The 18,587-nt window shown below is 67.8% G+C and carries 21 protein-coding genes and 1 tRNA gene; 12 read left to right on the top strand and 10 right to left on the bottom strand.

What is annotated here, in order from left to right; translation table 11 throughout:
• From AC3WJI_RS19745 to AC3WJI_RS19735, 3 genes are all read left to right on the top strand, one after another.
• Window positions 1-2,559 (top strand): DUF8508 domain-containing protein (locus AC3WJI_RS19745; RefSeq protein ID WP_492759008.1); only part of this gene is annotated, 2,559 nt, incomplete at its 5' end.
• 85 nt (window positions 2,560-2,644) lie between these two features.
• Window positions 2,645-4,378 (top strand): type I secretion system permease/ATPase, encoded by a 1,734-nt coding sequence (locus tag AC3WJI_RS19740; protein WP_492759007.1) that lies wholly within the window; start codon window positions 2,645-2,647, stop codon window positions 4,376-4,378.
• Window positions 4,375-5,739, top strand: a complete 1,365-nt coding sequence (locus AC3WJI_RS19735; RefSeq protein WP_492759006.1) for an HlyD family type I secretion periplasmic adaptor subunit — start codon at window positions 4,375-4,377, stop codon at window positions 5,737-5,739. Before AC3WJI_RS19740 ends, AC3WJI_RS19735 begins: the two co-directional genes overlap by 4 nt.
• Window positions 5,740-5,746: 7 nt before the next feature.
• Here the strand turns inward: AC3WJI_RS19735 and AC3WJI_RS19730 are convergent, their stop codons facing one another.
• The 6 genes from AC3WJI_RS19730 to AC3WJI_RS19705 all read right to left on the bottom strand — a co-directional run bounded on the left by AC3WJI_RS19730 (window position 5,747) and on the right by AC3WJI_RS19705 (window position 8,676).
• Window positions 5,747-6,331, bottom strand: a complete 585-nt coding sequence (locus tag AC3WJI_RS19730; protein WP_492759005.1) for an alpha/beta hydrolase — start codon at window positions 6,329-6,331, stop codon at window positions 5,747-5,749.
• A gap of 97 nt (window positions 6,332-6,428) precedes the next feature.
• Complete coding sequence (locus AC3WJI_RS19725; RefSeq protein WP_492759004.1) at window positions 6,429-6,854, bottom strand: OsmC family protein; 426 nt, start codon at window positions 6,852-6,854, stop codon at window positions 6,429-6,431.
• A gap of 59 nt (window positions 6,855-6,913) precedes the next feature.
• The gene (locus AC3WJI_RS19720; protein WP_492759003.1) at window positions 6,914-7,327 is read right to left on the bottom strand and encodes a glycine zipper 2TM domain-containing protein; all 414 of its coding nucleotides are present in this window, start codon (window positions 7,325-7,327) and stop codon (window positions 6,914-6,916) included.
• Window positions 7,328-7,392: 65 nt separating this feature from the next.
• A complete protein-coding gene (locus tag AC3WJI_RS19715; RefSeq protein WP_492759002.1) occupies window positions 7,393-7,782 on the bottom strand; it encodes a hypothetical protein in 390 nt (129 codons plus the stop codon).
• A gap of 51 nt (window positions 7,783-7,833) precedes the next feature.
• Complete coding sequence (locus AC3WJI_RS19710) at window positions 7,834-8,178, bottom strand: DUF3140 domain-containing protein (protein WP_492759001.1); 345 nt, start codon at window positions 8,176-8,178, stop codon at window positions 7,834-7,836.
• 36 nt (window positions 8,179-8,214) lie between these two features.
• Window positions 8,215-8,676, bottom strand: a complete 462-nt coding sequence (locus AC3WJI_RS19705; protein ID WP_492759000.1) for a lysozyme — start codon at window positions 8,674-8,676, stop codon at window positions 8,215-8,217.
• 114 nt (window positions 8,677-8,790) lie between these two features.
• Here AC3WJI_RS19705 and AC3WJI_RS19700 point away from each other — a divergent pair, with 114 nt between their 5' ends.
• Window positions 8,791-9,525 carry a TlyA family RNA methyltransferase gene (locus AC3WJI_RS19700; RefSeq protein ID WP_492758999.1) on the top strand — a complete coding sequence of 245 codons (735 nt, stop codon included), beginning with the start codon at window positions 8,791-8,793 and terminating at the stop codon, window positions 9,523-9,525.
• A 31-nt stretch (window positions 9,526-9,556) separates the two neighbouring features.
• Here the strand turns inward: AC3WJI_RS19700 and AC3WJI_RS19695 are convergent, their stop codons facing one another.
• A complete protein-coding gene (locus tag AC3WJI_RS19695) occupies window positions 9,557-9,949 on the bottom strand; it encodes a GFA family protein (protein WP_492758998.1) in 393 nt (130 codons plus the stop codon).
• 134 nt (window positions 9,950-10,083) lie between these two features.
• Here AC3WJI_RS19695 and AC3WJI_RS19690 point away from each other — a divergent pair, with 134 nt between their 5' ends.
• The 5 genes from AC3WJI_RS19690 (at window position 10,084) to AC3WJI_RS19670 (ending at window position 13,064) form a co-directional block, all read left to right on the top strand.
• Window positions 10,084-10,641, top strand: a complete 558-nt coding sequence (locus tag AC3WJI_RS19690) for a TspO/MBR family protein (protein ID WP_492758997.1) — start codon at window positions 10,084-10,086, stop codon at window positions 10,639-10,641.
• 22 nt (window positions 10,642-10,663) lie between these two features.
• Window positions 10,664-10,957 (top strand): accessory factor UbiK family protein, encoded by a 294-nt coding sequence (locus AC3WJI_RS19685; protein WP_492758996.1) that lies wholly within the window; start codon window positions 10,664-10,666, stop codon window positions 10,955-10,957.
• 121 nt (window positions 10,958-11,078) lie between these two features.
• Window positions 11,079-11,582: a type III secretion system chaperone family protein gene (locus AC3WJI_RS19680; protein WP_492758995.1), complete on the top strand. Its 504-nt coding sequence runs from the start codon at window positions 11,079-11,081 to the stop codon at window positions 11,580-11,582.
• Entirely contained in the window at window positions 11,579-12,364 is a 786-nt protein-coding gene (locus AC3WJI_RS19675) for a pyrroline-5-carboxylate reductase family protein (RefSeq protein ID WP_492758994.1), read from the top strand. Before AC3WJI_RS19680 ends, AC3WJI_RS19675 begins: the two co-directional genes overlap by 4 nt.
• Before the next feature lie 79 nt (window positions 12,365-12,443).
• On the top strand, window positions 12,444-13,064 hold the full coding sequence (locus AC3WJI_RS19670; RefSeq protein ID WP_492758993.1) for a hemerythrin domain-containing protein: 621 nt from the start codon (window positions 12,444-12,446) through the stop codon (window positions 13,062-13,064).
• Between the two features lie 58 nt (window positions 13,065-13,122).
• Here AC3WJI_RS19670 and AC3WJI_RS19665 read toward each other — a convergent pair whose 3' ends face one another.
• Window positions 13,123-13,602, bottom strand: coding sequence for a MarR family transcriptional regulator (locus tag AC3WJI_RS19665; RefSeq protein WP_492758992.1), 480 nt, complete (start codon window positions 13,600-13,602; stop codon window positions 13,123-13,125).
• 76 nt (window positions 13,603-13,678) lie between these two features.
• On the opposite strand from AC3WJI_RS19665, the gene AC3WJI_RS19660 reads away from it, so the two are divergent.
• The gene (locus tag AC3WJI_RS19660) at window positions 13,679-14,776 is read left to right on the top strand and encodes a branched-chain amino acid aminotransferase (protein ID WP_492758991.1); all 1,098 of its coding nucleotides are present in this window, start codon (window positions 13,679-13,681) and stop codon (window positions 14,774-14,776) included.
• Window positions 14,777-14,799: 23 nt separating this feature from the next.
• Window positions 14,800-14,874, top strand: a tRNA-Gln gene (locus AC3WJI_RS19655).
• A gap of 24 nt (window positions 14,875-14,898) precedes the next feature.
• On the opposite strand, the gene AC3WJI_RS19650 is transcribed toward AC3WJI_RS19655, so the two are convergent.
• Both AC3WJI_RS19650 and AC3WJI_RS19645 read right to left on the bottom strand, forming a co-directional pair.
• The gene (locus AC3WJI_RS19650) at window positions 14,899-15,582 is read right to left on the bottom strand and encodes an HPP family protein (RefSeq protein ID WP_492758990.1); all 684 of its coding nucleotides are present in this window, start codon (window positions 15,580-15,582) and stop codon (window positions 14,899-14,901) included.
• Window position 15,583: 1 nt separating this feature from the next.
• Window positions 15,584-17,215: an amidohydrolase gene (locus AC3WJI_RS19645; protein ID WP_492758989.1), complete on the bottom strand. Its 1,632-nt coding sequence runs from the start codon at window positions 17,213-17,215 to the stop codon at window positions 15,584-15,586.
• Window positions 17,216-17,305: 90 nt separating this feature from the next.
• Between AC3WJI_RS19645 and AC3WJI_RS19640 the strand changes: the two genes are divergently transcribed.
• Window positions 17,306-18,550 carry a threonine ammonia-lyase gene (locus AC3WJI_RS19640; RefSeq protein ID WP_492758988.1) on the top strand — a complete coding sequence of 415 codons (1,245 nt, stop codon included), beginning with the start codon at window positions 17,306-17,308 and terminating at the stop codon, window positions 18,548-18,550.
• Window positions 18,551-18,587: the final 37 nt, after the last annotated feature.

Raw genomic sequence — 18,587 nt, 5'->3', positions numbered from 1 at the left:
ATCGATAATGACGGCCTCACCAGCTACGATCCCCTGCATGACGGCATCGACTTCTGGGAATCGCTCGAAGGCATGCGTGTCACCATCGACACGCCGCAGGCGGTGTCGAACACCAACGAGTTCGGCGAGACCGATGTCGTCGCTTCGCACGGCAATGGCGCGACCGGAGTCAATGATCGCGGCGGCATCACCATCTCGCCGGGCAGCGGGGGCGTGGCCGACTACAACCCCGAGAAGATCCAGATCGACGACGATAGCGGCATCTTCGCCGGTTACACCCCGGGCCACAGCATCGGCGACCAGCTGAGCAGCGTCACCGGCGTGGTCAATTATGCCTTCGACAATTACGAAGTGATCGTGACGGAAGCGGTCACCGTCACCAAGGACGTGACGCTCGAGCGCGAGACCACGTCGCTCCACGGCGACGCCAACAACCTCTCGATCGCGACCTACAATCTCGAGAATCTCGACACGTCGGACAACAAGTTCGACATCCTCGCTCACGATATCGTCTACAATCTCGGCGCGCCCGACATCATCGCCGCGCAGGAGATCCAGGACGCCGACGGCGCCGGCTCGGGCTCGAACCTGTCGGGCACGGTCACTGCGCAGGGCCTGATCGACGCGATCTACGCCGCTTCGGGCAAGCATTACGCCTATGTCGAGATCGCGCCGACCACGCCGGGCTCGACCGGCGGCGAGGGCGGCGGCAACATCCGCAACGGCTATTTCTACAATGTCGACCGTGTCGACTATGTCGAGGGCAGCGCCGAGCTGATCGACGGTCCGGCCTATAACGGCACCCGCAAGCCGCTGGTGGCCCAGTTCGCCTTTGCCGGCCAGACGATCACCACGATCAACGTCCACCTCACTTCGCGTCTCGGCAGCGAGCCGCTGTGGGGCGATCACCAGCCGGCGCTCGACGCGGGCGATGCGGCGCGCACCGCGCAGGCCGCCGGGGTCAAGGCCTGGGTCCAGGAGCATCTCGCCGACGATCCCTCGCTCAACGTCGCCCTGCTCGGCGACTGGAACGGCTTCTATTTCGAGCAGGCGCAGACCCAGCTCACCGATCCGGCCCAGGGCGGGGTGTTCACCAACCTCAACACGCTCCTCCCCGAGGCAGAGCGCTACAGCTACATGTTCAACGGCAACGCCCAGCAGATCGACAACATCCTGGTCACCGGCGGTCTGGTCGGCAACGCGCAGTACGACTCGGTGCACCTCAATTCCGAGTTCGGCGGCGCCCGCCCGACCGACCACGATCCGCAGCTCGCGCTGCTCCGTCTCGGCGCGGCGCCGCACGACGTCACGCTGAGCAACGCCAGCGTCGCCGAGAATCTGCCCGCGGGCACCGTCGTCGGCACCGTCTCGGCAACCGACACCCCGGGCGACACGCTGACCTACTCACTGGTCGATAATGCCGGCGGCCTGTTCGCGATCGACGCGGCCACGGGGGTGATCACCACCACCGCGCCGCTGAACCATGAGGCCGTCGCTTCGTACAATCTCGTCGCCAAGGTCACCGACAGCGGCGGGCTCAGCACCCAGCAGGGCTTCGCGATCGCCGTCACCGACGTCAACGAAGCGCCGGTCGCGGTGCGCGACGCGGTTGCGGTCAACGAGGACGCCACCACCGCCAATCTCTGGACCAGCCTGCTCGGCAACGACAGCGATCCGGATGCCGGCCAGACCCCGACGATCAAGTCGGTCGACACCAGCGACACCCTGGGCAGCGTGATCTTCGACGCCGCCACGCACACGCTGAAATACGTTGCCGACAATGATGCGTTCGACGCACTCGCGCCGGGCGCCACCCAGGTCGATCACTTCACCTACACGATCACCGACGCTGCCGGCCTGACCAGCACGGCGACGGTCGACGTCACCGTCACCGGCATCGCCGACGGCGTGACGCGGACCGGCACCTACGGCAACGACACGATCAACGGCACCGCCGGCGAGGACCGCCTGTGGGGCGGCGGCCTCGGCAACGACACGATCAACGGCCTGGGCGGGCACGACCTGATCTCGGGCGGTCTCGCCAACGACAAGCTCGACGGCGGCGACGGCCAGGACGTGCTCTTCGGCAATATGGGCGACGACCAGCTCTGGGGCGGCAACGGCCATGACGTGCTGGTCGGCGGCTATGGCAACGACAAGCTCTGGGGCGGCGCGGGCGCCGACAGCTTCCACTTCGGGGCGACCTTCGGCGACGACACCATCTATGACTTCAACACCGCCGAGGACTCGATCATCCTCGACGACGGCGTCCGCGTCACCCGCACCCGCGTGCAGGACGTCAACGGCGACGGCGTCAACGATTTGGTCCTGTCGTTCACCACGGGCAGCGTCACGCTGCTCGGCGTGAGCAATGCTTCGGCCGTCAAATATGGCGCGCAGGATTACTACTCGACGCACCAGCCGAGCATCGATGGCAATCTCGCAGGCGTGGCGGGCTTCGACGGCACCGATGGGTTCGCTTCGGGCGGCACGAGCGGCAGCTTCGCGGAATCGCTGTACAGCCCGCGGCTCCTGCTGGATCTCGCCCACGGCTTCTGATGATTGCCTAAGACCAAGATCGGTACCAAGATCGTGCCCCGTAACCGTCGAGGTTGCGGGGCACTTCTTCTCACGGACACTCCCAATGCGCGTTGAACGTCCCTTGAGCACGATGCGCGCGGCGCTGGCCTTGTGCCGTCGGCACTTCGTGTCGGCCGCCGTGTTCAGCGCGCTGATCAACCTGCTCTACATCGTTCCGACGCTCTACATGCTCCAGGTCTACGACCGTGTCGTGCCGACCCAGGGCGTCCAGACGCTCGTCTTCCTGACCATGGTGCTGCTGTTTGCGCTGGCGACCTTGTCGCTGCTCGATCGCATCCGCACGCGCTTGCTCGTGCGCGCCGGCGTCCAGCTCGACGCCACCCTGGCGCCGCTGATCCTCGACGCAACCTTGGGGCGGCCCGATTTCCCCGGCGCGCGCCAGGCGTTGCGCGAGTTCGACGTGATGCGCGGCACGCTGACCGGCTCGGGAATCCTCGCATTGTTCGATGCGCCCTGGGTGCCGATCTACATCCTCGTCTGCTTCCTGGTGCACCCGTGGATCGGCGTCGTCGCGATCCTCGGCTGCGTGGTCCTGCCGCTGATCGCCTGGGCGAACGAGCGCGCGACGCGCAGCCGGCTCGATCGCGCGCAGCAGATCGCCAGCACCTCCTATGCCAATCAGGATGCGCTCCTCGCCTCTAGCGACAGCATCCGCGCGCTCGGCATGCGCCGCGCGCTGGTCTCGCGGCAGCTGCGCCAGCGCGAGGCGATGCTCGTCGCGCAGACCGAGGCGAGCTTCGCCGCCGGGGGCTATCTCACCGCCACCAAATTCACCCGGCTGGCGCTCCAGTCGCTCGCGCTCGGGCTCGGCGCATTGCTCGCGGTCGACAACATGATCTCGGGCGGGGCGATCTTCGCCGCCTCCTTCCTGATCGCGCGTGCGCTCGCCCCGATCGAGCAGTTGATCGGGACCTGGAAGACGATCGTCCAGGCGCAGCAAAGCTATCAGAGCCTCAACACCCTGCTCGACGGCAGCGTCGCGCTGTCCGAGCCGACCCGCCTGCCGGCGCCGCAGGGCGCGGTGCTGCTGGAAGGCGTGACCGTGCTCAACGAGGCGCGCGATGGCGCGATCCTGAGTGCGGTGTCGCTGCGGATCGAGCCCGGCGAAGTCGTCGCGATCGTCGGGCCGAGCGGCGCGGGGAAGTCGACCTTGGCACGCACGATCGCCGGCGCGCTGCCGCCCGATCGCGGCACGATCCGCCTCGACGGTGCCGACATGCGCGATTGGGACCCCGAGCAGCTCGCCCGCCATATCGGCTATCTGCCGCAAGATTCGGCGCTGTTTGCGGGATCGGTCGCCGAGAATATCGCGCGCTTCGCCGGCGAGCTCGGCGAGGATCGCGCGCATGTCGACGCGGCGGTGATCGCCGCGGCGGGCAAGGTCGGTGCCGATCCGCTGATCCGCCGGCTGCCCAACGGCTATGATCACCAGCTCAAGCTCGGCGGGCGCGGTGTCTCGGCGGGGCAGGCGCAGCGCATCGCGCTCGCCCGCGCGGTCTATGGCGATCCGCGCATCCTCATCCTCGACGAGCCCAACGCCCATCTCGACACCGAAGGCGACGCCGCCCTCGTCGCCGCGCTGGCGAAGCTCAAGGAAGAGGGGCGCACGATCCTGATCGTCTCGCACAAGCTCGGCATCCTGCCGGTGGTCGACAAGATGCTCGTCCTGCGTGAGGGCAGGGCTGAGCTGTACGGTCCACGCGACGAGGTGCTGCCCAAGATCGCCCCGCCCAACGTCCGGCGCGTGACGCCCCCAACCGCAAAGGCAAGCGGATGAACGCGCCCATTCTCCTGTCGCCCGCCTCCGCGGTCCCTACGACCGCCGCGCCGCCGGTTGCCGATCCGCGCGGCGAGATCCGCGCCGGCGTGATCATCGCGGCCTTGTTTTTCGTCGTCTTCCTCGGCTGGGCGGCGTTCGCCCGGCTCGACGCCGCCGCGTATGCGCCGGGCACGCTCGTCGTCTCGGGTCAGCGCCAGTCGGTCCAGCACCGCGACGGCGGGGTGGTCGGGCGAATCTATGTGCGCGAGGGCCAGCGGGTCGAGCGCGGGCAATTGCTCGTCCAGCTCGCCGCCGCCGAAGTGCAGGCGCAGGAGCGCGCGCTCGCATCGCAGGCGATCCGCCTCCTGGCCCAGCGCGCCCGGCTCGACGCCGAGCAGGCCGGCCGCGGCCAACTCGTCCAGCCGCGCGAGTTCGCCACGCTGGCGCCCGAAGACCGCGCCGAAGCGGCGGCGGCGATGCAGGCACAGCAGACCGAGCTGCGAGTACGCAATTCCGTGCTCGTCGCGCAGCGCGGCGCGCTGGGACAGCGCGTCTCGCAGGCGGGTGAGCAGGGCCGCGGCTATGGCGAGCAGGTGGTCTCCTCCGCCGAGCAGCTGCGCCTGATCGAGGAGCAGATCGCCGCACTCAGGCCGGTCGCGGAAAAAGGCTTCGTCTCGGAGACGCGGATGCGCGAGCTCGAACGCGCGCGCGCCCAGTTGATCGGCCAGCGCGGCCAGTACAGCGCCAGCGTCGCGCAGACCCGGGGCGCCGCACGCGAGAGCGAGATCCAGGGCCTCGAGGCAGAGCGCACCTTCCGCGAGCGCAGCGCCGCCGATCTGCGCGATGTCGACACCCGGCTTGGCGACGTGCTGCCGCGCTGGGCCGCCGCGCGCGATCAGCTCGAGCGCACCGCGATCCGTGCCCCGGCGACCGGCGCGGTGGTCGGCCTCACCGTCTTCACGCCGGGCGGCGTCGTCGCACCCGGCCAGAAACTGATGGACGTCGTTCCCGAGCGTACCCCGCTGCGCATCCAGGCGCGAATCTCGCCCGAGGATGCTGACGACCTATCGGTCGGCCAGCGCACGCTCGTGAAATTCTCCGGGCTGCACGAGCGGACCTTGCCCAATCTCGAAGGCAAGCTCACGCGGCTCTCCGCCGACAGCTTCACCGACGAGAAGAGCGGGATGAGCTATTTCACCGGCGAGGTCACCGTCCCGCTCGACCAGCTCCATTTGATCCAGAATGTCCGCGGGCGCGATTTCGCGCTGCGTGCGGGAATGCCGGTGCAGGTGCTTATCCCGCTGCGCAAGCGCACCGCGCTCGATTACGCGCTGGAGCCATTGCTCGGCAGCTTCTGGTCCTCCTTCCGCGAGCATTGACCGCGGCTCAGACCGCGCGGATACGGCCCATCAGCGTTCGCCCGGTGCGGACCTCGCGTGCCACGACTCCGGCCGTGAACCGCTCGATCACGCCGCGGGTGCGGCGCAGCGGGCCCGGCGAGTCGCTGCGCGAGCCGGCGACCACGCCGCTGCCCCAGGTATCGGCGAGCGTCTGGACCCGCGCTGCCAGCGCCGATCTCTTGTCGTCGCGGCCGAGCACGATCGACGGGAAGGGCAGGCGGGTGCGCGGCGAGGCGAAGGTGTCGAGCAGCGTCTCCATGCTCTCGCGCTCGTCGATGGGGTCGAAGAACAGCGCACCGGCGACCCGCGACACGTACGAAGCCGGCGATAGCCGGGCCCACCAGGCCGTCGCGAAGCAGCCGGCGCCTTCGGCCACCAGCAGCACTGCGCCTTGCGCATGCGTCACCGCCGAATCGAGCCGCGCGCCCAGCAGGTTGCGCTCGGCAGGCGTGCCGGCGCGATAGGGCACGTGTGCCTGCGCCGGTGCCGCGAACAAGTCGCGCCACGGTGCCGACGCCGCCGAGATTTCGACGAGGGAGAGATTCGCGGGAAGAGTCAGCGCAGTCGCCATGGCATGCTCCATCAGCTAACGAGCGATGATACACTGCGGCCGATCGGCTCGCCAGCGGATTCCCAGCGCATTGGTGGAGATTCGACGCGGATGCCGCTCAGGCCAGCGTGTGCGTCAGGCTGATCTCGGCGTTGAGGAGCTTCGACACCGGGCAATTGGCCTTTGCACCCGCTACGAGCGCGTCGAACTGCTCCTCCGAAATGCCGGGCACTTCGGCTCTGAGCGTCAGGTCCGAATGCGTGATCGCAAAGCCGTCGCCATCCTGCTCGAGCTTGACCGCAGCAGTGGTTTCGAGGCGGCCCTCGCTGAACCCGGCCTTGGCGAGCGCGAAGCTCAGCGCCATCGTGAAGCAGCCGGCATGCGCCGCGGCGATCAGCTCTTCGGGGTTGGTGCCCTTCTCATCGCCGAAACGCGTATTGTAGCTATAGGGGGTCGCCGCGAGCACGCCCGACGGGCTGTCGAGCTTGCCCTTGCCGTCCTTGCCGAAACCTTCGTAGCGGGCGGTAGCGGTACGCGTGGTCATGCGGTTTCCCCCAAATGGTAAAGGAGCGCGGCGGCCGGATGCCGCCGCGCTCCGACAGTTTAGCGGCAGCGGACGTCGTTGTTGTTACGGTCCACCGACGATCCCACCGCGGCGCCCGCGGCGGCGCCCAGCGCGGTGCCGAGCAGCTCCGAGCCGCCCGGCGCGATGATGTTGCCCAGGATTCCGCCGGCGACGCCGCCGACGATCAGCCCGGTCGTGCCGTCCGAGCGGCGGCAATAATAGCGGCCGTCCTGCCCGCGATAGACGCGCTCGTCGCGCGACAGGCGACGTTCCCGATATCGCCTGTCGTCGCGATAATAGCGGTCGGCATAATAGCCGTTGTACGATGGGTCCGGCCGGTTCCAGTCATAGCTGCGATAACCGTCATAGCTCGCCGAACGCGGCCCATAGCCGGTGTCGGTGCAGCCCGAAACGGCGGTCGCCGCCAGCAATCCCAACAGGATGGCGCGCATGTCAATCTCCCTTGCAAATGCTTCGATGCAGGGAGAATGCTCCGCCGCCGCGAAAGGTTGCGCGCTCAGGAAGGGGTGGCGTCGAGCCGCTCGTTCTCGCGTGCCTGTCCCTTGACCAGGGTCGGCGCCGACGCGCCGGCAAGCGCCGGACGGAAGGCATCGCGCTCGCCCGCGGGGATCGGCGCGGTGGGATCGGGACGGAAATCGACCGGCGCACGATCTTCGGGTCCGGGATGCGTGTCGCCCATCAGGTCGGTCGGGACATGCTCCGCGCTGCCGCGGGCGTTCTTGCCGAGCTTGAACAAGGCGAACGCCGCCGCCGCGACTGCGCCGAGCGACAGCGTCCCGATCGCCAGCGCCTTGCCGTTGCCCCGGGCCTCGGGAGCCTTGGCGGCGGTCTTGGGGCGGCGCGTGCGTGCGGGGGTCTTCGAAGTCTTGCCGGTGCTGTTTGCCATTGCGGTTTCCCTATATTTGCCGCTTCAACGGGCCTGGCGGATACCTGTTCCTCAGTCCTTCAGGGGATCGTGGCCCCAGTTCATCAGCGAATAGCGCCAGCGCGAGCCGGGAATCTTGTGTTCGTCGCGCGGCCCCTGGGCGAGGTGACGGCGGACATAGCCGACCACCTTGCGCATATGCGCATAGTCGCCTCCGTCGAGCTCTGCCTTCTTGGTCCGCAATATCTGCACGATCCGCCGGCCGGAGGCGTGGCCGACGCTCTCGCCGCCGTCGCGCTTGAAGCCGACCGCGCGGCTTTCGTCGGTGTCGAGCCATTCCTCGATCTCGGCCGGCGCCATGTTCACTGCCTCGTGAAACCGCGCCCAGACCTGCGCATGATCGTCCTGTTTCGCCATCGCGACCCAACCGTCGCGGCGTGCGAAACGTTCCGATCAGCTGCCGTACAGCGCCGCCTCGGCAGCCCGGCGCTTGGTCAGCCCGGGCAGCACGTTCCCCGCCGCCTTGTTCCACCGCGCGAATTGCTGCTGCGCGCCGGCGAAGTCGCCTGCCTTGTGCATCTTGAGCAAGGTGCTGCTCGAAAGATTGCCGATGCCGACATTGTAGGCGAAACTGACCAGCGCATCGAACTGGTGCTGGCTCGTCTTCGCGCTGCCGAGTGCCGTCGAGACCTTGGCCGCGAAGCTGGTCATGTCGCTGATCAGCCGATCATCGCATTGCTTCTGGGTCCAGATCGCGCCCTTCTTGACGTCGGCGCCGGTGGTGCCCCAACCGATTGTCCACGGGTCGCCGCCGGTGCCCGGATCCGGATAGGCGATAAAGCTGCCATCGGCCTGTTTCTTCGCGCAACCTTCGAATTGCTGGACGAGCGCGATGCAAGCTGGACTCGGCGTCATGATAAAGCTTCCCCCGAAGTTGAGAACAACTTGTGCCTCGCTTGGCGGCACTTGGCCATGGTCTTTATGTCCGGAGTGGTTGCGGCCGGGTAGGGCGCGTGCCTAAAGCGGCGCATGCCCAAGCAACGTGCCGATCAGATGCTCGTCGACCGCGGTCTGGCTGAGAGCCGCACGCGCGCGCAGGCGCTGATCATGGCGGGCCTCGTCTTCGCCGGTGATCGCAAGGTCGACAAGCCCGGCCAGCAGCTCGCCGACGATGTCGCGCTCGACGTCAAGGGCCGCGATCATCCCTGGGTATCGCGCGGCGGGATCAAGCTGGCGCACGCGCTCGATCATTTCGGCTGGGACGTCACCGATGCGGTGGCGATCGACGTGGGCTCGTCGACCGGCGGCTTCACCGACGTGCTGCTCAGCCGCGGCGCAGCGCGGGTCTATGCGGTGGACAGCGGCACCAATCAGCTCGCCTGGAAGCTCCGCCAGGACCCGCGCGTCATCGTCCTCGAACAGACCAGCGCGCGCATCCTCACCGAAGCGCACATCCCCGAGGCTGTCGATTTGATCGTCTGCGACGCCAGCTTCATCGGCCTCGCCAAGGTGCTCGAAGTCCCGTTCGGTTTCGCCAAGCCGCATGCCCGCCTGGCCGCGCTGATCAAGCCGCAATTCGAGGCGGGGCGCAGCGAAGTCGGCAAGGGTGGGGTGGTACGCGACTCGGAAGTGCACGACCGCGTCTGCCGCGAAGTGGCCGACTGGGTCGCCGCAGAGGGTTGGACCGTGCTCGGCATCACACCAAGCCCGATCACCGGGCCTGAAGGGAATGTCGAGTTCCTGATCGGTGCGGAACGGCGTTGACTTGGGTCCCTCTCCCGATGGGCTAGGGATTCTACCCCTCGCTTCGCCCATTCCCCTCCCGATCCCGCACATAATGCCGCGCCAGCGGAAATGGCGGCAGCCACGCCTCGCGCCGGATCGTCCAATTCTCATAGCTCGGCACGAAGCCGTCCGGCGCGTCGAGTGTCCCCAGATGCACTTCGACCTCATCCCCGGCCCGCGCGAACACCGACGAACCGCAGCCCGGGCAGAAATGCCGTCCGCGATAATCGCGAGTCTCCCCGGTGATCGTAACCGCCGCCTCGGGAAAGATCGCCGCGGCATAGAACAGCGCACCATGATGCTTGCGGCAATCTAGGCAATGGCAGAGCCCGGTCCGGCTGGGCGGACCCGACGCCTCCAGCCGCACCTCGCCGCACAAGCAGCCGCCCATCACACGCTCCATGCCTCGCCTCCTAAATCCGTCGTTCCACAGGTCGACAACGCCGATCGCATCTTTGCGGCTGCGCAGACTTTGGATAGGGGATCGTTCCGGGGACGACGCGGGTTTTGCACGCGTCGGTGAGGGAGAACCGGGTTGTGAGAGAGATCGCGTCCAAGGGTCAGTTGCGTCTTGCCTATTTCCGCTGGGCGGTGGTGACGGTTCCGCTCATGCTGCTGCTCGGTTTCGCTTCGGGCAAGCTCGCCCCCAGCGGGGACGAAAATCCGTGGTTCGTCCAGCTGGTCAAGCCCGAGATCATGCCGCCGGGTTGGGCATTCGGCGTCGCCTGGAGCATCCTCTACGCGCTGATGGGCCTCGCGCTGGCCTTGGTGATCAACGCGCGCGGATCGCGCTGGCGCGGGCCGGCGCTGCTCGTCTTCGTCGTCCAGCTCGTGATCAACCTCGCCTGGACGCCGGTTTTCTTCGGGTTGCACAAGGTCGATACTGCGTTGCTGATGATCGGCGCGCTGCTCGTGCTGGTGCTGCTCACCATCCTGCTGTTCTGGCGGGTGCGCCGGGTCGCCGGGCTGCTGCTGGTGCCCTATCTCGCCTGGCTGGGTTTCGCTTTCGTGCTGCTGCACCAGATCGACCAACGCAATCCACATGCCGAAAGCCTTGTACCTTCGCGCACGGTTGACCAGATAGAGATCCGCTGAAGTTCGTATTAGGAAGCTCGCAATGCAGACCGACAACCGCCTGTTCGACGATTTCGTCAAGTTCGTGAACGGCGCGGCGGGCACCGTCGCCGGAATGGCGCGCGAGGCCGAAGGCGCCACGCGCGAGCGTGCACGCGAATGGATCGGCGGGCTCGATTTCGTGGCGCGCGAGGAGTTCGAGGCCGTCAAGGCGATGGCGGTTGCCGCGCGCGACGAGAACGATGCGCTCAAGGCCCGCCTGACCGCGCTCGAGGCGCAGATTGCCGCGCAGGCCAAGTCCGCGCGCGCGCCCAAGGCGCCGCAGGCCGACGCTTGAGCGCACCGGTTAGCCACCGCTTGTCCACAGCTTTTCGACAGGGTTGCGAACCGCGCGCTTGTGCCTCCGGAACGCGATTGGCAGGATTCTCTCCAGCCAATCCCGGCGCGTGGAGTTAGGAATGTTGGACGAGGCCGAATTCGACCGCGACGACGCCGCGCCGATCGACATGCTCGAAAATTACTTCGCGGCGCATGGCTGGTCCTATGAGCGCGAGGACGACGAGATCGTCGCCAAGTTCAAGGGCAGCTGGACCGAGTACGAGCTGCGCGCGATCTGGCGCGAAGATGATGGCGTGCTCCAGTTCCTCGGCTTCCCGGACATCCGCGTCGCCGACGATCGCCGCGCCGCGGTCTACGAGACGATCGGGCTGGTCAACGAGCAGCTCTGGATCGGCCATTTCGAGCTCTGGTCCGCGAGCGGCATCCTGCTCTTCCGCCACGCCGCGATGATCGACGGCGCGGGCGAAAAGACGCTGACGCTCGACCAGGCCGAATTGCTGGTCGAGAGCGCGATCGACGAGTGCGAGCGCTTCTACCCCGTCTTCCAGTTCGTCTTGTGGGGCGGTAAGACTCCGCAGGACGCGCTCGCCTCGGCACTGATCGAGACGCAGGGCGAGGCGTGACCGGCGCCGCGCCGCTGCGGCTCTGGCTGCTGGGCTGCGGCAACATGGCCGGCGCGATGCTCCAGCAATGGATCGCCAGCGGCGCGGTCGCGGCGGAGAATGTCTTCGTCGTCAATCGTCACGATCGCGACCTTCCCGCCGGTGTCCGCCACGGCAGGGCGTTTCCGGAAGAACCGGCGCCCGACTTTCTCCAGCTCGGGATCAAGCCGTACCAGCTCGATGACGTGGGTCCGCTGCCTGAAGGCGACTACGGCCTGATCTCGATCCTCGCCGGCGCGGATGTCGCGACGCTCCAGGCGCGCTTTCCGGGTCACCAGATCGTCCGCGCGATGCCCAATCTTCCCGTCGCGCTCGGCAAGGGCGTCGTCGCGCTCCACGGCGCACGCATGCCCGGCCTGGACGCATTGATGGCGCCGCTGGGTCTGGTCGAATGGATCGACGACGAAGCGCTGTTCGATAACGGCACGGTCCTTTCCGGCTGCGGCCCGGCCTTCGTCTATCGCTTCATCGATGCGCTCGCCCAGGCGGGGACTGCGCTCGGCTTCCCCGCCGAACAGGCGCAGCGGCTGGCGATCGCCACGGTCGAGGGCTCGGGCCTGCTCGCCGCACAGGCTGACGCGCCGCCCTCGGTCCTTGCCGACCGCGTCGCCAGCCCCGGCGGCTCGACGCGCCAGGGCCTCAACGTGCTCGACCAGGACGATGCGCTGAAGGCGCTGCTCGACAAGACGCTCGCCGCGTCCGCCCGGCGCACCGCCGAAATGGCCGCCGAAGCACGCCGCTGACGGTCACCGACCCCCGCACGGAACGTGCGCCGCCCGCATTTGTTGTGCTCTCCGACTCTTTCAACAAACGGAGGCGGTAATGGTAACGACCACGGCCACGCGCGACAGCAAGGGACGGTTCAAGGGCTCTTCGTCGAACAGGAGCGGCGACGGCAAGTCGGGCAATCTCGGAATGGTCGCAGGCGCAGTCGCCGGCGGTGCAGCGCTCGGCCTGCTCGCGATGTTCGGCCGCAAGGCCGCCGTCCAGGCGCCGACCGCGCTCGCCGGCAATTGGGACGAGGCGCTGATCCTCGAGCACCAGGCGACGCTCAAGGTGTTCGACACGATCGAGGCGACCGACGAGCACAACACCGTCAAGCGCTCGATGCTGCTCTCGCACCTCAAGCACGCTTTGCTCAAGCACGCGGTCGAGGAAGAGAATGTCATCTACCCGGCGCTGCGCGAGATCGGCCAGGTCGACGCCGCCGACGAGCTCACCAAAGAACATGGCTATGTGAAGCAGTATCTGTACGAGCTCGAGAACATCCCCAACGCCTCGCCGGACTGGATCGCGAAGGTCCGCGAATTCCGCGCCGACATCGAGAAGCACATGCAGGAGGAGGAGACCGAGCTCTTCCCGATGCTGCGCAGCCAGCTCTCCGAAGAGCGCAACAAGGCGCTGACGCTGACGATGAACAAGGAAGGCTTCAAGGTCGCTTGATGCCTTCTAAAGCCCCTCCCCTTCAGGGGAGGGGTTGGGGGTGGGGCATGTCCGCCAGCTAGCGCCCCGAAACCGACTTCCGCTCGCTCTCCGGCATCAGCCCCTCGAGCACCGCCCAGAACCCGCCGACCGCGCCCTGGCCAGCGCTCGAGTACGCGGTCGACATCTTCTCGCGCAGTGCCTCGAACAACTCGGCCTCGAGCGCCGCGCCTGCGGGGGTCAGTCGCAACAGCCGCTGGCGCCGGTCGCGCTCGCCGGTCCGCGTCTCGACCATCCCGCGCTCGGCCAATTCGCCCAGCACCCGCCCCAGCGACTGCTTGGTGATCCCCAGGATCGCGAGCAATGCGCTCACCGTCAGGTCCGGCTCGCGCGCGATGAAGTAGAGCGCGCGGTGGTGCGCACGCCCCAGCCCCTGCTTGGCCAACCCCGCATCGATCGAGCGCGTCAGATTGGCATAGCCGAAATAGAGCAGCTCGATCCCGCGCCGGATCTCGGGTTCGCGCAGGAACAGGGGCGACGCAGGAATTGGGGCAGCCATGTTGACCATTCTAACCCTGCGGCCTAGTCCTCCGCAACCCGGTCCGCTGCAGGGCCGGCAGAGTCGGGAAGCTGTGATGGAAGACGCGACGGTCCTGGATTTCGAGTTCGAGGCGCACACCAATCCGGTGGCGGTAGCCGATCGCGCCGCGCTCCTCGCCAATCCTGGTTTCGGCAAGATCTTCACCGATCACATGGCGGTGATCCGCTACACCGCGGGCAAGGGCTGGCACGATGCCCGCATCGAGCCGCGCCGCCCGATCCAGCTCGATCCCGCCTGCGCGGTGCTCCACTATGCCCAGGAAATCTTCGAAGGCCTCAAGGCCTATCGCATGCCCGATGGCGGCGCGACGCTGTTCCGTGCCGATGCCAATGCCCGCCGCTTCGCCGAATCGGCGCACCGGATGGCGATGCCCGCTCTGCCCGAGCAGATGTTCCTCGCTTCGATCCGCGAATTGGTCCGCACCGATCGCGACTGGATCCCCGAGGGCGACGGCGCCTCGCTCTATCTGCGGCCGTTCATGTTCGCGAGCGAGACTTTCCTCGGCGTCCGCCCGGCGCAGGAATATCTCTACATGGTGATCGCCTCGCCGGCGGGCGCCTATTTCAAGGGCGGCGCGCCGTCGGTGACGCTCTGGGTCTCGGAGCATTACACTCGCGCCGCCTCGGGCGGGACCGGCGCCGCCAAATGCGGCGGCAATTACGCATCGAGCCTCGTCGCCCAGGCCGAGGCGATCGGCCATGACTGCGACCAGGTCGTTTTCCTCGACGCGGCGGAGAGCCGCTATGTCGAGGAACTGGGCGGCATGAACGTGTTCTTCGTGTTCGAGGACGGCTCGATCCAGACCCCGCCGCTGACCGGCACGATCCTCCCCGGCATCACGCGCGATTCGCTGCTGACGCTCGCCCGCGACGCCGGAATCACGGTGCGCGAGGAGCGCTACAGCCTCGACGAATGGAAGGCCGATGCCGCCAGCGGCCGCCTGCGCGAAGCCTTTGCCTGTGGCACCGCGGCTGTGGTCACGCCGATCGGCCGGGTCCAGGGCCGCGGCTTCGATTTCACCATCGGCAATGGCGGTCCGGGCATGCTCACCGAGCAGCTTCGTGGACAGTTGGTCGCAATCCAGCGCGGAACCGCACCCGATCCGCACGGCTGGGTTGAAAGCCTCTTCTAAGGTCCTATAAGCCCGCTTCCCGTTGGGGCGTCGCCAAGTGGTAAGGCAGCGGCTTTTGATGCCGCCATTCGCAGGTTCGAATCCTGCCGCCCCAGCCAGGGATCCGGAGCGCGCTAGCCGCCTCAGGTTCTTGGCGGCCTACCCGTAGCAATCCGCCGTGCCGCGGCATGCCGCTCCGCCCGGTCGAGCAGCGCTTCCAGATCCTCGCGACTGACGTCGAAGGTCTCGCCCGATTCCGCCAGCGCGGCGTCCACGTCTTCCATCAGCAGGCGCGGCCGGTCCGGGATCTTCATCGGGCGGTGGGGATAGCTGTGTCCCGACATGCGGTGGAAGGCGATGCCGATCGCGGCGAGCGCGACGGCGTTGATCCCGATCGGGAGCAGCGCGAAGCCATAGCCCTGCGCCAGCACCGCCGGCGCCAGTACCGGTAACAGCACGGTCCCGCCGCCGGGGGGATGCAGGCAGCGCAACGCCGACATCACGACGATCGCCGCGCCTACCGCGATTCCGGCCGCCAGTGCCCCGTGTCCGAATAGCTGCGCCACCGCGAGGCCGACAAAAGCGCAGACGATGTTGCCGCCGACGATCGGCCAGGGCTGGGCGAGCGGGCTCGACGGCACCGCGAACAGCAGCACCGCCGACGCGCCGAGCGGTGCCGCCAGCAACAGCCCGTGGCTGGGCGAGGCCAGGGTCGAGATCGCGGCGCACAACCCGATGCCGAGAACGGCGCCCAAGCCCGCGATCAGCCGCTCGCGCCAATTGGCCCCCGCAAGCAGCAGGGTGAAGCGTCTGCCCTTGGCGATCATGCTATTTGCGCTGCCAGACCCGCGCGCCGCCCACCCAGGTCTCGAGCACCTTGGTCGCCCGCAAATCGCCTGGAGCCGCGAGCAGCGGATCGCGGTCGAGCACCAGGAAGTCGGCGCGCATGCCCACTGCGATGCGGCCGATCCGATCTTCGGCGAACCCGGCATAGGCCGCGCCGGTGGTGAAGCCCGCCCAGCCTTGCTCGCGCGTCACGGCTTCCTGCGGGCGCCATCCGCCGAACGGCTGGCCGCTCGCGTTCTGGCGCGTGAAGCTCGCTGCCCAGCCCGCCCAGGGGTCGGGGCTCTCGACCGGAAAGTCCGATCCGAACGCCAGCTTCGCACCGTTCTGGAGCATCGACCGCCAGGCATAGGCGCCCGCCAGCCGCGCCTCGCCGAGCCGCGCCTCGGCCATGTGCATGTCGCTGGTCTGGTGGACCGGCTGCATCGACGCGATCGTGCCGAACTTGCCGAAGCGCGGCAGGTCCGTGGGATCGACGATCTGGGCATGCTCGATGCGCCAGCGCCGGTCGCCCTTATAGGTTTCCGACAGGACTTCGATCGCATCCAGCACCTGCTGGTTGGCGCGGTCGCCTATCGCGTGGACGGCGATCTGGAAGCCGTCCATCGCCCCGCGGATCATGCTGTTGAGCAACTGGTCGTCGGTGAGGAAGGGCAGGCCCTTATTACCCGGCGCATCGGCATAATCCGCCTTGAGCCAGGCCCCGCGCGAGCCGAGCGCGCCGTCGTCGTACAGCTTGATCCCGCCCATCCGCAGCTTGTCGGCATAGAGCCACGGGGTCGGGCCCTGGCCGGCGATGGCGAGCGCAGTGTCGACCCCGCTCGCATAGCTCATGATCCGCACCTTGAGCAGGCCGAGATCGCCCATCCGCCGATAGGTCAGCCAGTCCTGCTGGGTCGTGCCCATGTCGGCCGCCGCAGTGACGCCGAGCGACAGCAGCCGCTCCTGCGCCGCAAGGAAGGCGGCATTATGCTCGCGCGGGGTCGGCGCGGGGATCGTCTTGGTGATGAACTCCATCGCCCCGTCGACGAAAACGCCCGCGGGCCTGCCGCCGGGGCCGCGCTCGATGCGGCCGCCATTGGGATCCTTGGTCGCGGCGGTGATATTGGCGGCGGCGATCGCGCGGCTATTCGCCCAGGCGGCGTGGCCGTCGACGCGCTCGAGCCAGACCGGGCGATCGCTCACCGCGGCGTCAAGCTCGGCGGCGGTGGGAAAACGGCCCAGCTTCCAGCGCTCATGGTTCCAGCCGCCGCCGAGAATCCATTTGGTCGGGTTCGCCGCCGCATAGCTGCGGATCTTGGCGAGCGCTTCGTCGAGCGAATTGGTCTCGGACAGATCGAGCCGGAGCAATTGCGCGCCGAGGCCCATGACATGGCCGTGGCCGTCGATCATACCGGGCACCAGCGTCTTGCCGCCCAGGTCGATCTTCCAGTCGACCTTTTTCGGGCGCTTCTCGCCGCTCTTCAGGACATAGCTGATCTTGCCGTCGCCGTTGAGCATCAGCCCGGTGAAACGGACCACCTGCCCCTTGTCGTCGAGCGTCATGCCGTTGACGTTGTCGACCAGTGCGTCGGCGCGGGCAATGGCGGGAGCGGTGAGCGCGAGGAGCGGGGCCATCAGGCGCGCGGACAAGGGCAGCTTCAGCATAGGCGATTGCGCATAGGGCCTGTTCCCCCGCCGCGCCAGATGGTCTAGGCGGGAGCCACTATGGCCACCAAAGCAGCACCGGCGCCAACGCCGCTCCCCGTGTCGATCACCGATGTTCGGGATGCTGCGCAGCGGATTATCGGCTCGGTCGTGCGGACGCCGACCCTGGTGAGCAAGACGCTGTCGGAGCTGACCGGCGCGACGGTCTATCTCAAGTTCGAGAATCTCCAGTTCACCGCCGCGTACAAGGAGCGCGGCGCGCTCAATACCCTGCTCCAGCTCGACGAGGCGGCGCGCTCGAAGGGCGTGATCGCCGCCTCCGCGGGCAATCATGCGCAGGGCCTCGCTTATCACGCGACCCGGCTCGGCATCCCGAGCACCATCGTGATGCCGCTCAACACGCCGACGGTGAAGGTCACCCAGACCGAGGGGCACGGCGCCAATGTGATCCTCCACGGCGAGACCTTCGACGCGGCCTATGCCCGCTCGCGCGAGCTCGAGGCGGAAAAGGGCTTCACCTTCGTCCATCCGTTCGACGACGCCCGGATCATCGCGGGGCAGGGCACCGCGGCGCTCGAAATGCTCGAGGACGTGCCCGATCTCGATGCGCTGGTGATCCCCATCGGCGGCGGCGGGCTGATCTCGGGCTCGGCGGTGGTCGCCAAGTCCGAAGGCCGCGCACTCGAGGTCGTCGGGGTCGAGGCCGAGCTCTACCCGTCGATGTACAACCGCATCCATGCGACCGAGATGCCTTGCGAAGGCGATACACTCGCCGAGGGCATTGCGGTCAAGGAGCCCGGCGGGATCACGTCGAAGATGGTCGCGGCGCTGGTCGACGACATCGTCCTGGTCAGCGAGCGGCGGCTGGAGGAAGCCGTCAGCCTGCTCCTCCAGATCGAGAAAACCGTGGTCGAGGGCGCGGGCGCCGCAGGGCTCGCTGCCTTGCTCGCCGAGCCCAAGAGGTTCCGCGGCAAGAAGGTCGGCACGATCCTGTGCGGCGGCAATATCGACACGCGACTGCTCGCCAACGTGCTGCTGCGCGATCTCGCCCGCTCGGGCCGGCTCGCTCGGCTGCGCATCCGGCTGCAGGATCGCCCGGGCGCGCTGTTCAACGTCGCGCGGATCTTCCACGAACAGGGCGTCAACATCATCGAGGTCTATCATCAGCGCGTGTTCACCACGCTGCCCGCCAAGGGGCTGATCACCGACATCGAATGCGAGACGCGCGACCGCGACCATCTCGACCGCCTGATGACCGCGCTGCGCCGCGCGCAATATGAAGTGAGCCCGGTCGAGCTGGCGTAACTACAAGCCCCTCCCCTTCAGGGGAGGGGTTGGGGGT

The sequence above is a fragment of the Sphingomonas sp. FW306-1B-B10E genome, from assembly GCF_058782005.1.
The sequence above is the reverse complement of the archived record's forward strand: the minus strand, read 5'-3'. Positions and strand labels throughout refer to the sequence as shown.

Coding starts and splice junctions, on each gene's coding strand:
- AC3WJI_RS19740 (WP_492759007.1), top strand. CDS start 2,645: ATGCGCGTTGAACGTCCCTTGAGCACGATGCGCGCGGCGCTGGCCTTG.
- AC3WJI_RS19735 (WP_492759006.1), top strand. CDS start 4,375: ATGAACGCGCCCATTCTCCTGTCGCCCGCCTCCGCGGTCCCTACGACC.
- AC3WJI_RS19730 (WP_492759005.1), bottom strand. CDS start 6,331: ATGGCGACTGCGCTGACTCTTCCCGCGAATCTCTCCCTCGTCGAAATC.
- AC3WJI_RS19725 (WP_492759004.1), bottom strand. CDS start 6,854: ATGACCACGCGTACCGCTACCGCCCGCTACGAAGGTTTCGGCAAGGAC.
- AC3WJI_RS19720 (WP_492759003.1), bottom strand. CDS start 7,327: ATGCGCGCCATCCTGTTGGGATTGCTGGCGGCGACCGCCGTTTCGGGC.
- AC3WJI_RS19715 (WP_492759002.1), bottom strand. CDS start 7,782: ATGGCAAACAGCACCGGCAAGACTTCGAAGACCCCCGCACGCACGCGC.
- AC3WJI_RS19710 (WP_492759001.1), bottom strand. CDS start 8,178: ATGGCGAAACAGGACGATCATGCGCAGGTCTGGGCGCGGTTTCACGAG.
- AC3WJI_RS19705 (WP_492759000.1), bottom strand. CDS start 8,676: ATGACGCCGAGTCCAGCTTGCATCGCGCTCGTCCAGCAATTCGAAGGT.
- AC3WJI_RS19700 (WP_492758999.1), top strand. CDS start 8,791: ATGCCCAAGCAACGTGCCGATCAGATGCTCGTCGACCGCGGTCTGGCT.
- AC3WJI_RS19695 (WP_492758998.1), bottom strand. CDS start 9,949: ATGGAGCGTGTGATGGGCGGCTGCTTGTGCGGCGAGGTGCGGCTGGAG.
- AC3WJI_RS19685 (WP_492758996.1), top strand. CDS start 10,664: ATGCAGACCGACAACCGCCTGTTCGACGATTTCGTCAAGTTCGTGAAC.
- AC3WJI_RS19680 (WP_492758995.1), top strand. CDS start 11,079: ATGTTGGACGAGGCCGAATTCGACCGCGACGACGCCGCGCCGATCGAC.
- AC3WJI_RS19670 (WP_492758993.1), top strand. CDS start 12,444: ATGGTAACGACCACGGCCACGCGCGACAGCAAGGGACGGTTCAAGGGC.
- AC3WJI_RS19665 (WP_492758992.1), bottom strand. CDS start 13,602: ATGGCTGCCCCAATTCCTGCGTCGCCCCTGTTCCTGCGCGAACCCGAG.
- AC3WJI_RS19660 (WP_492758991.1), top strand. CDS start 13,679: ATGGAAGACGCGACGGTCCTGGATTTCGAGTTCGAGGCGCACACCAAT.
- AC3WJI_RS19650 (WP_492758990.1), bottom strand. CDS start 15,582: ATGATCGCCAAGGGCAGACGCTTCACCCTGCTGCTTGCGGGGGCCAAT.
- AC3WJI_RS19645 (WP_492758989.1), bottom strand. CDS start 17,215: ATGGCCCCGCTCCTCGCGCTCACCGCTCCCGCCATTGCCCGCGCCGAC.
- AC3WJI_RS19640 (WP_492758988.1), top strand. CDS start 17,306: ATGGCCACCAAAGCAGCACCGGCGCCAACGCCGCTCCCCGTGTCGATC.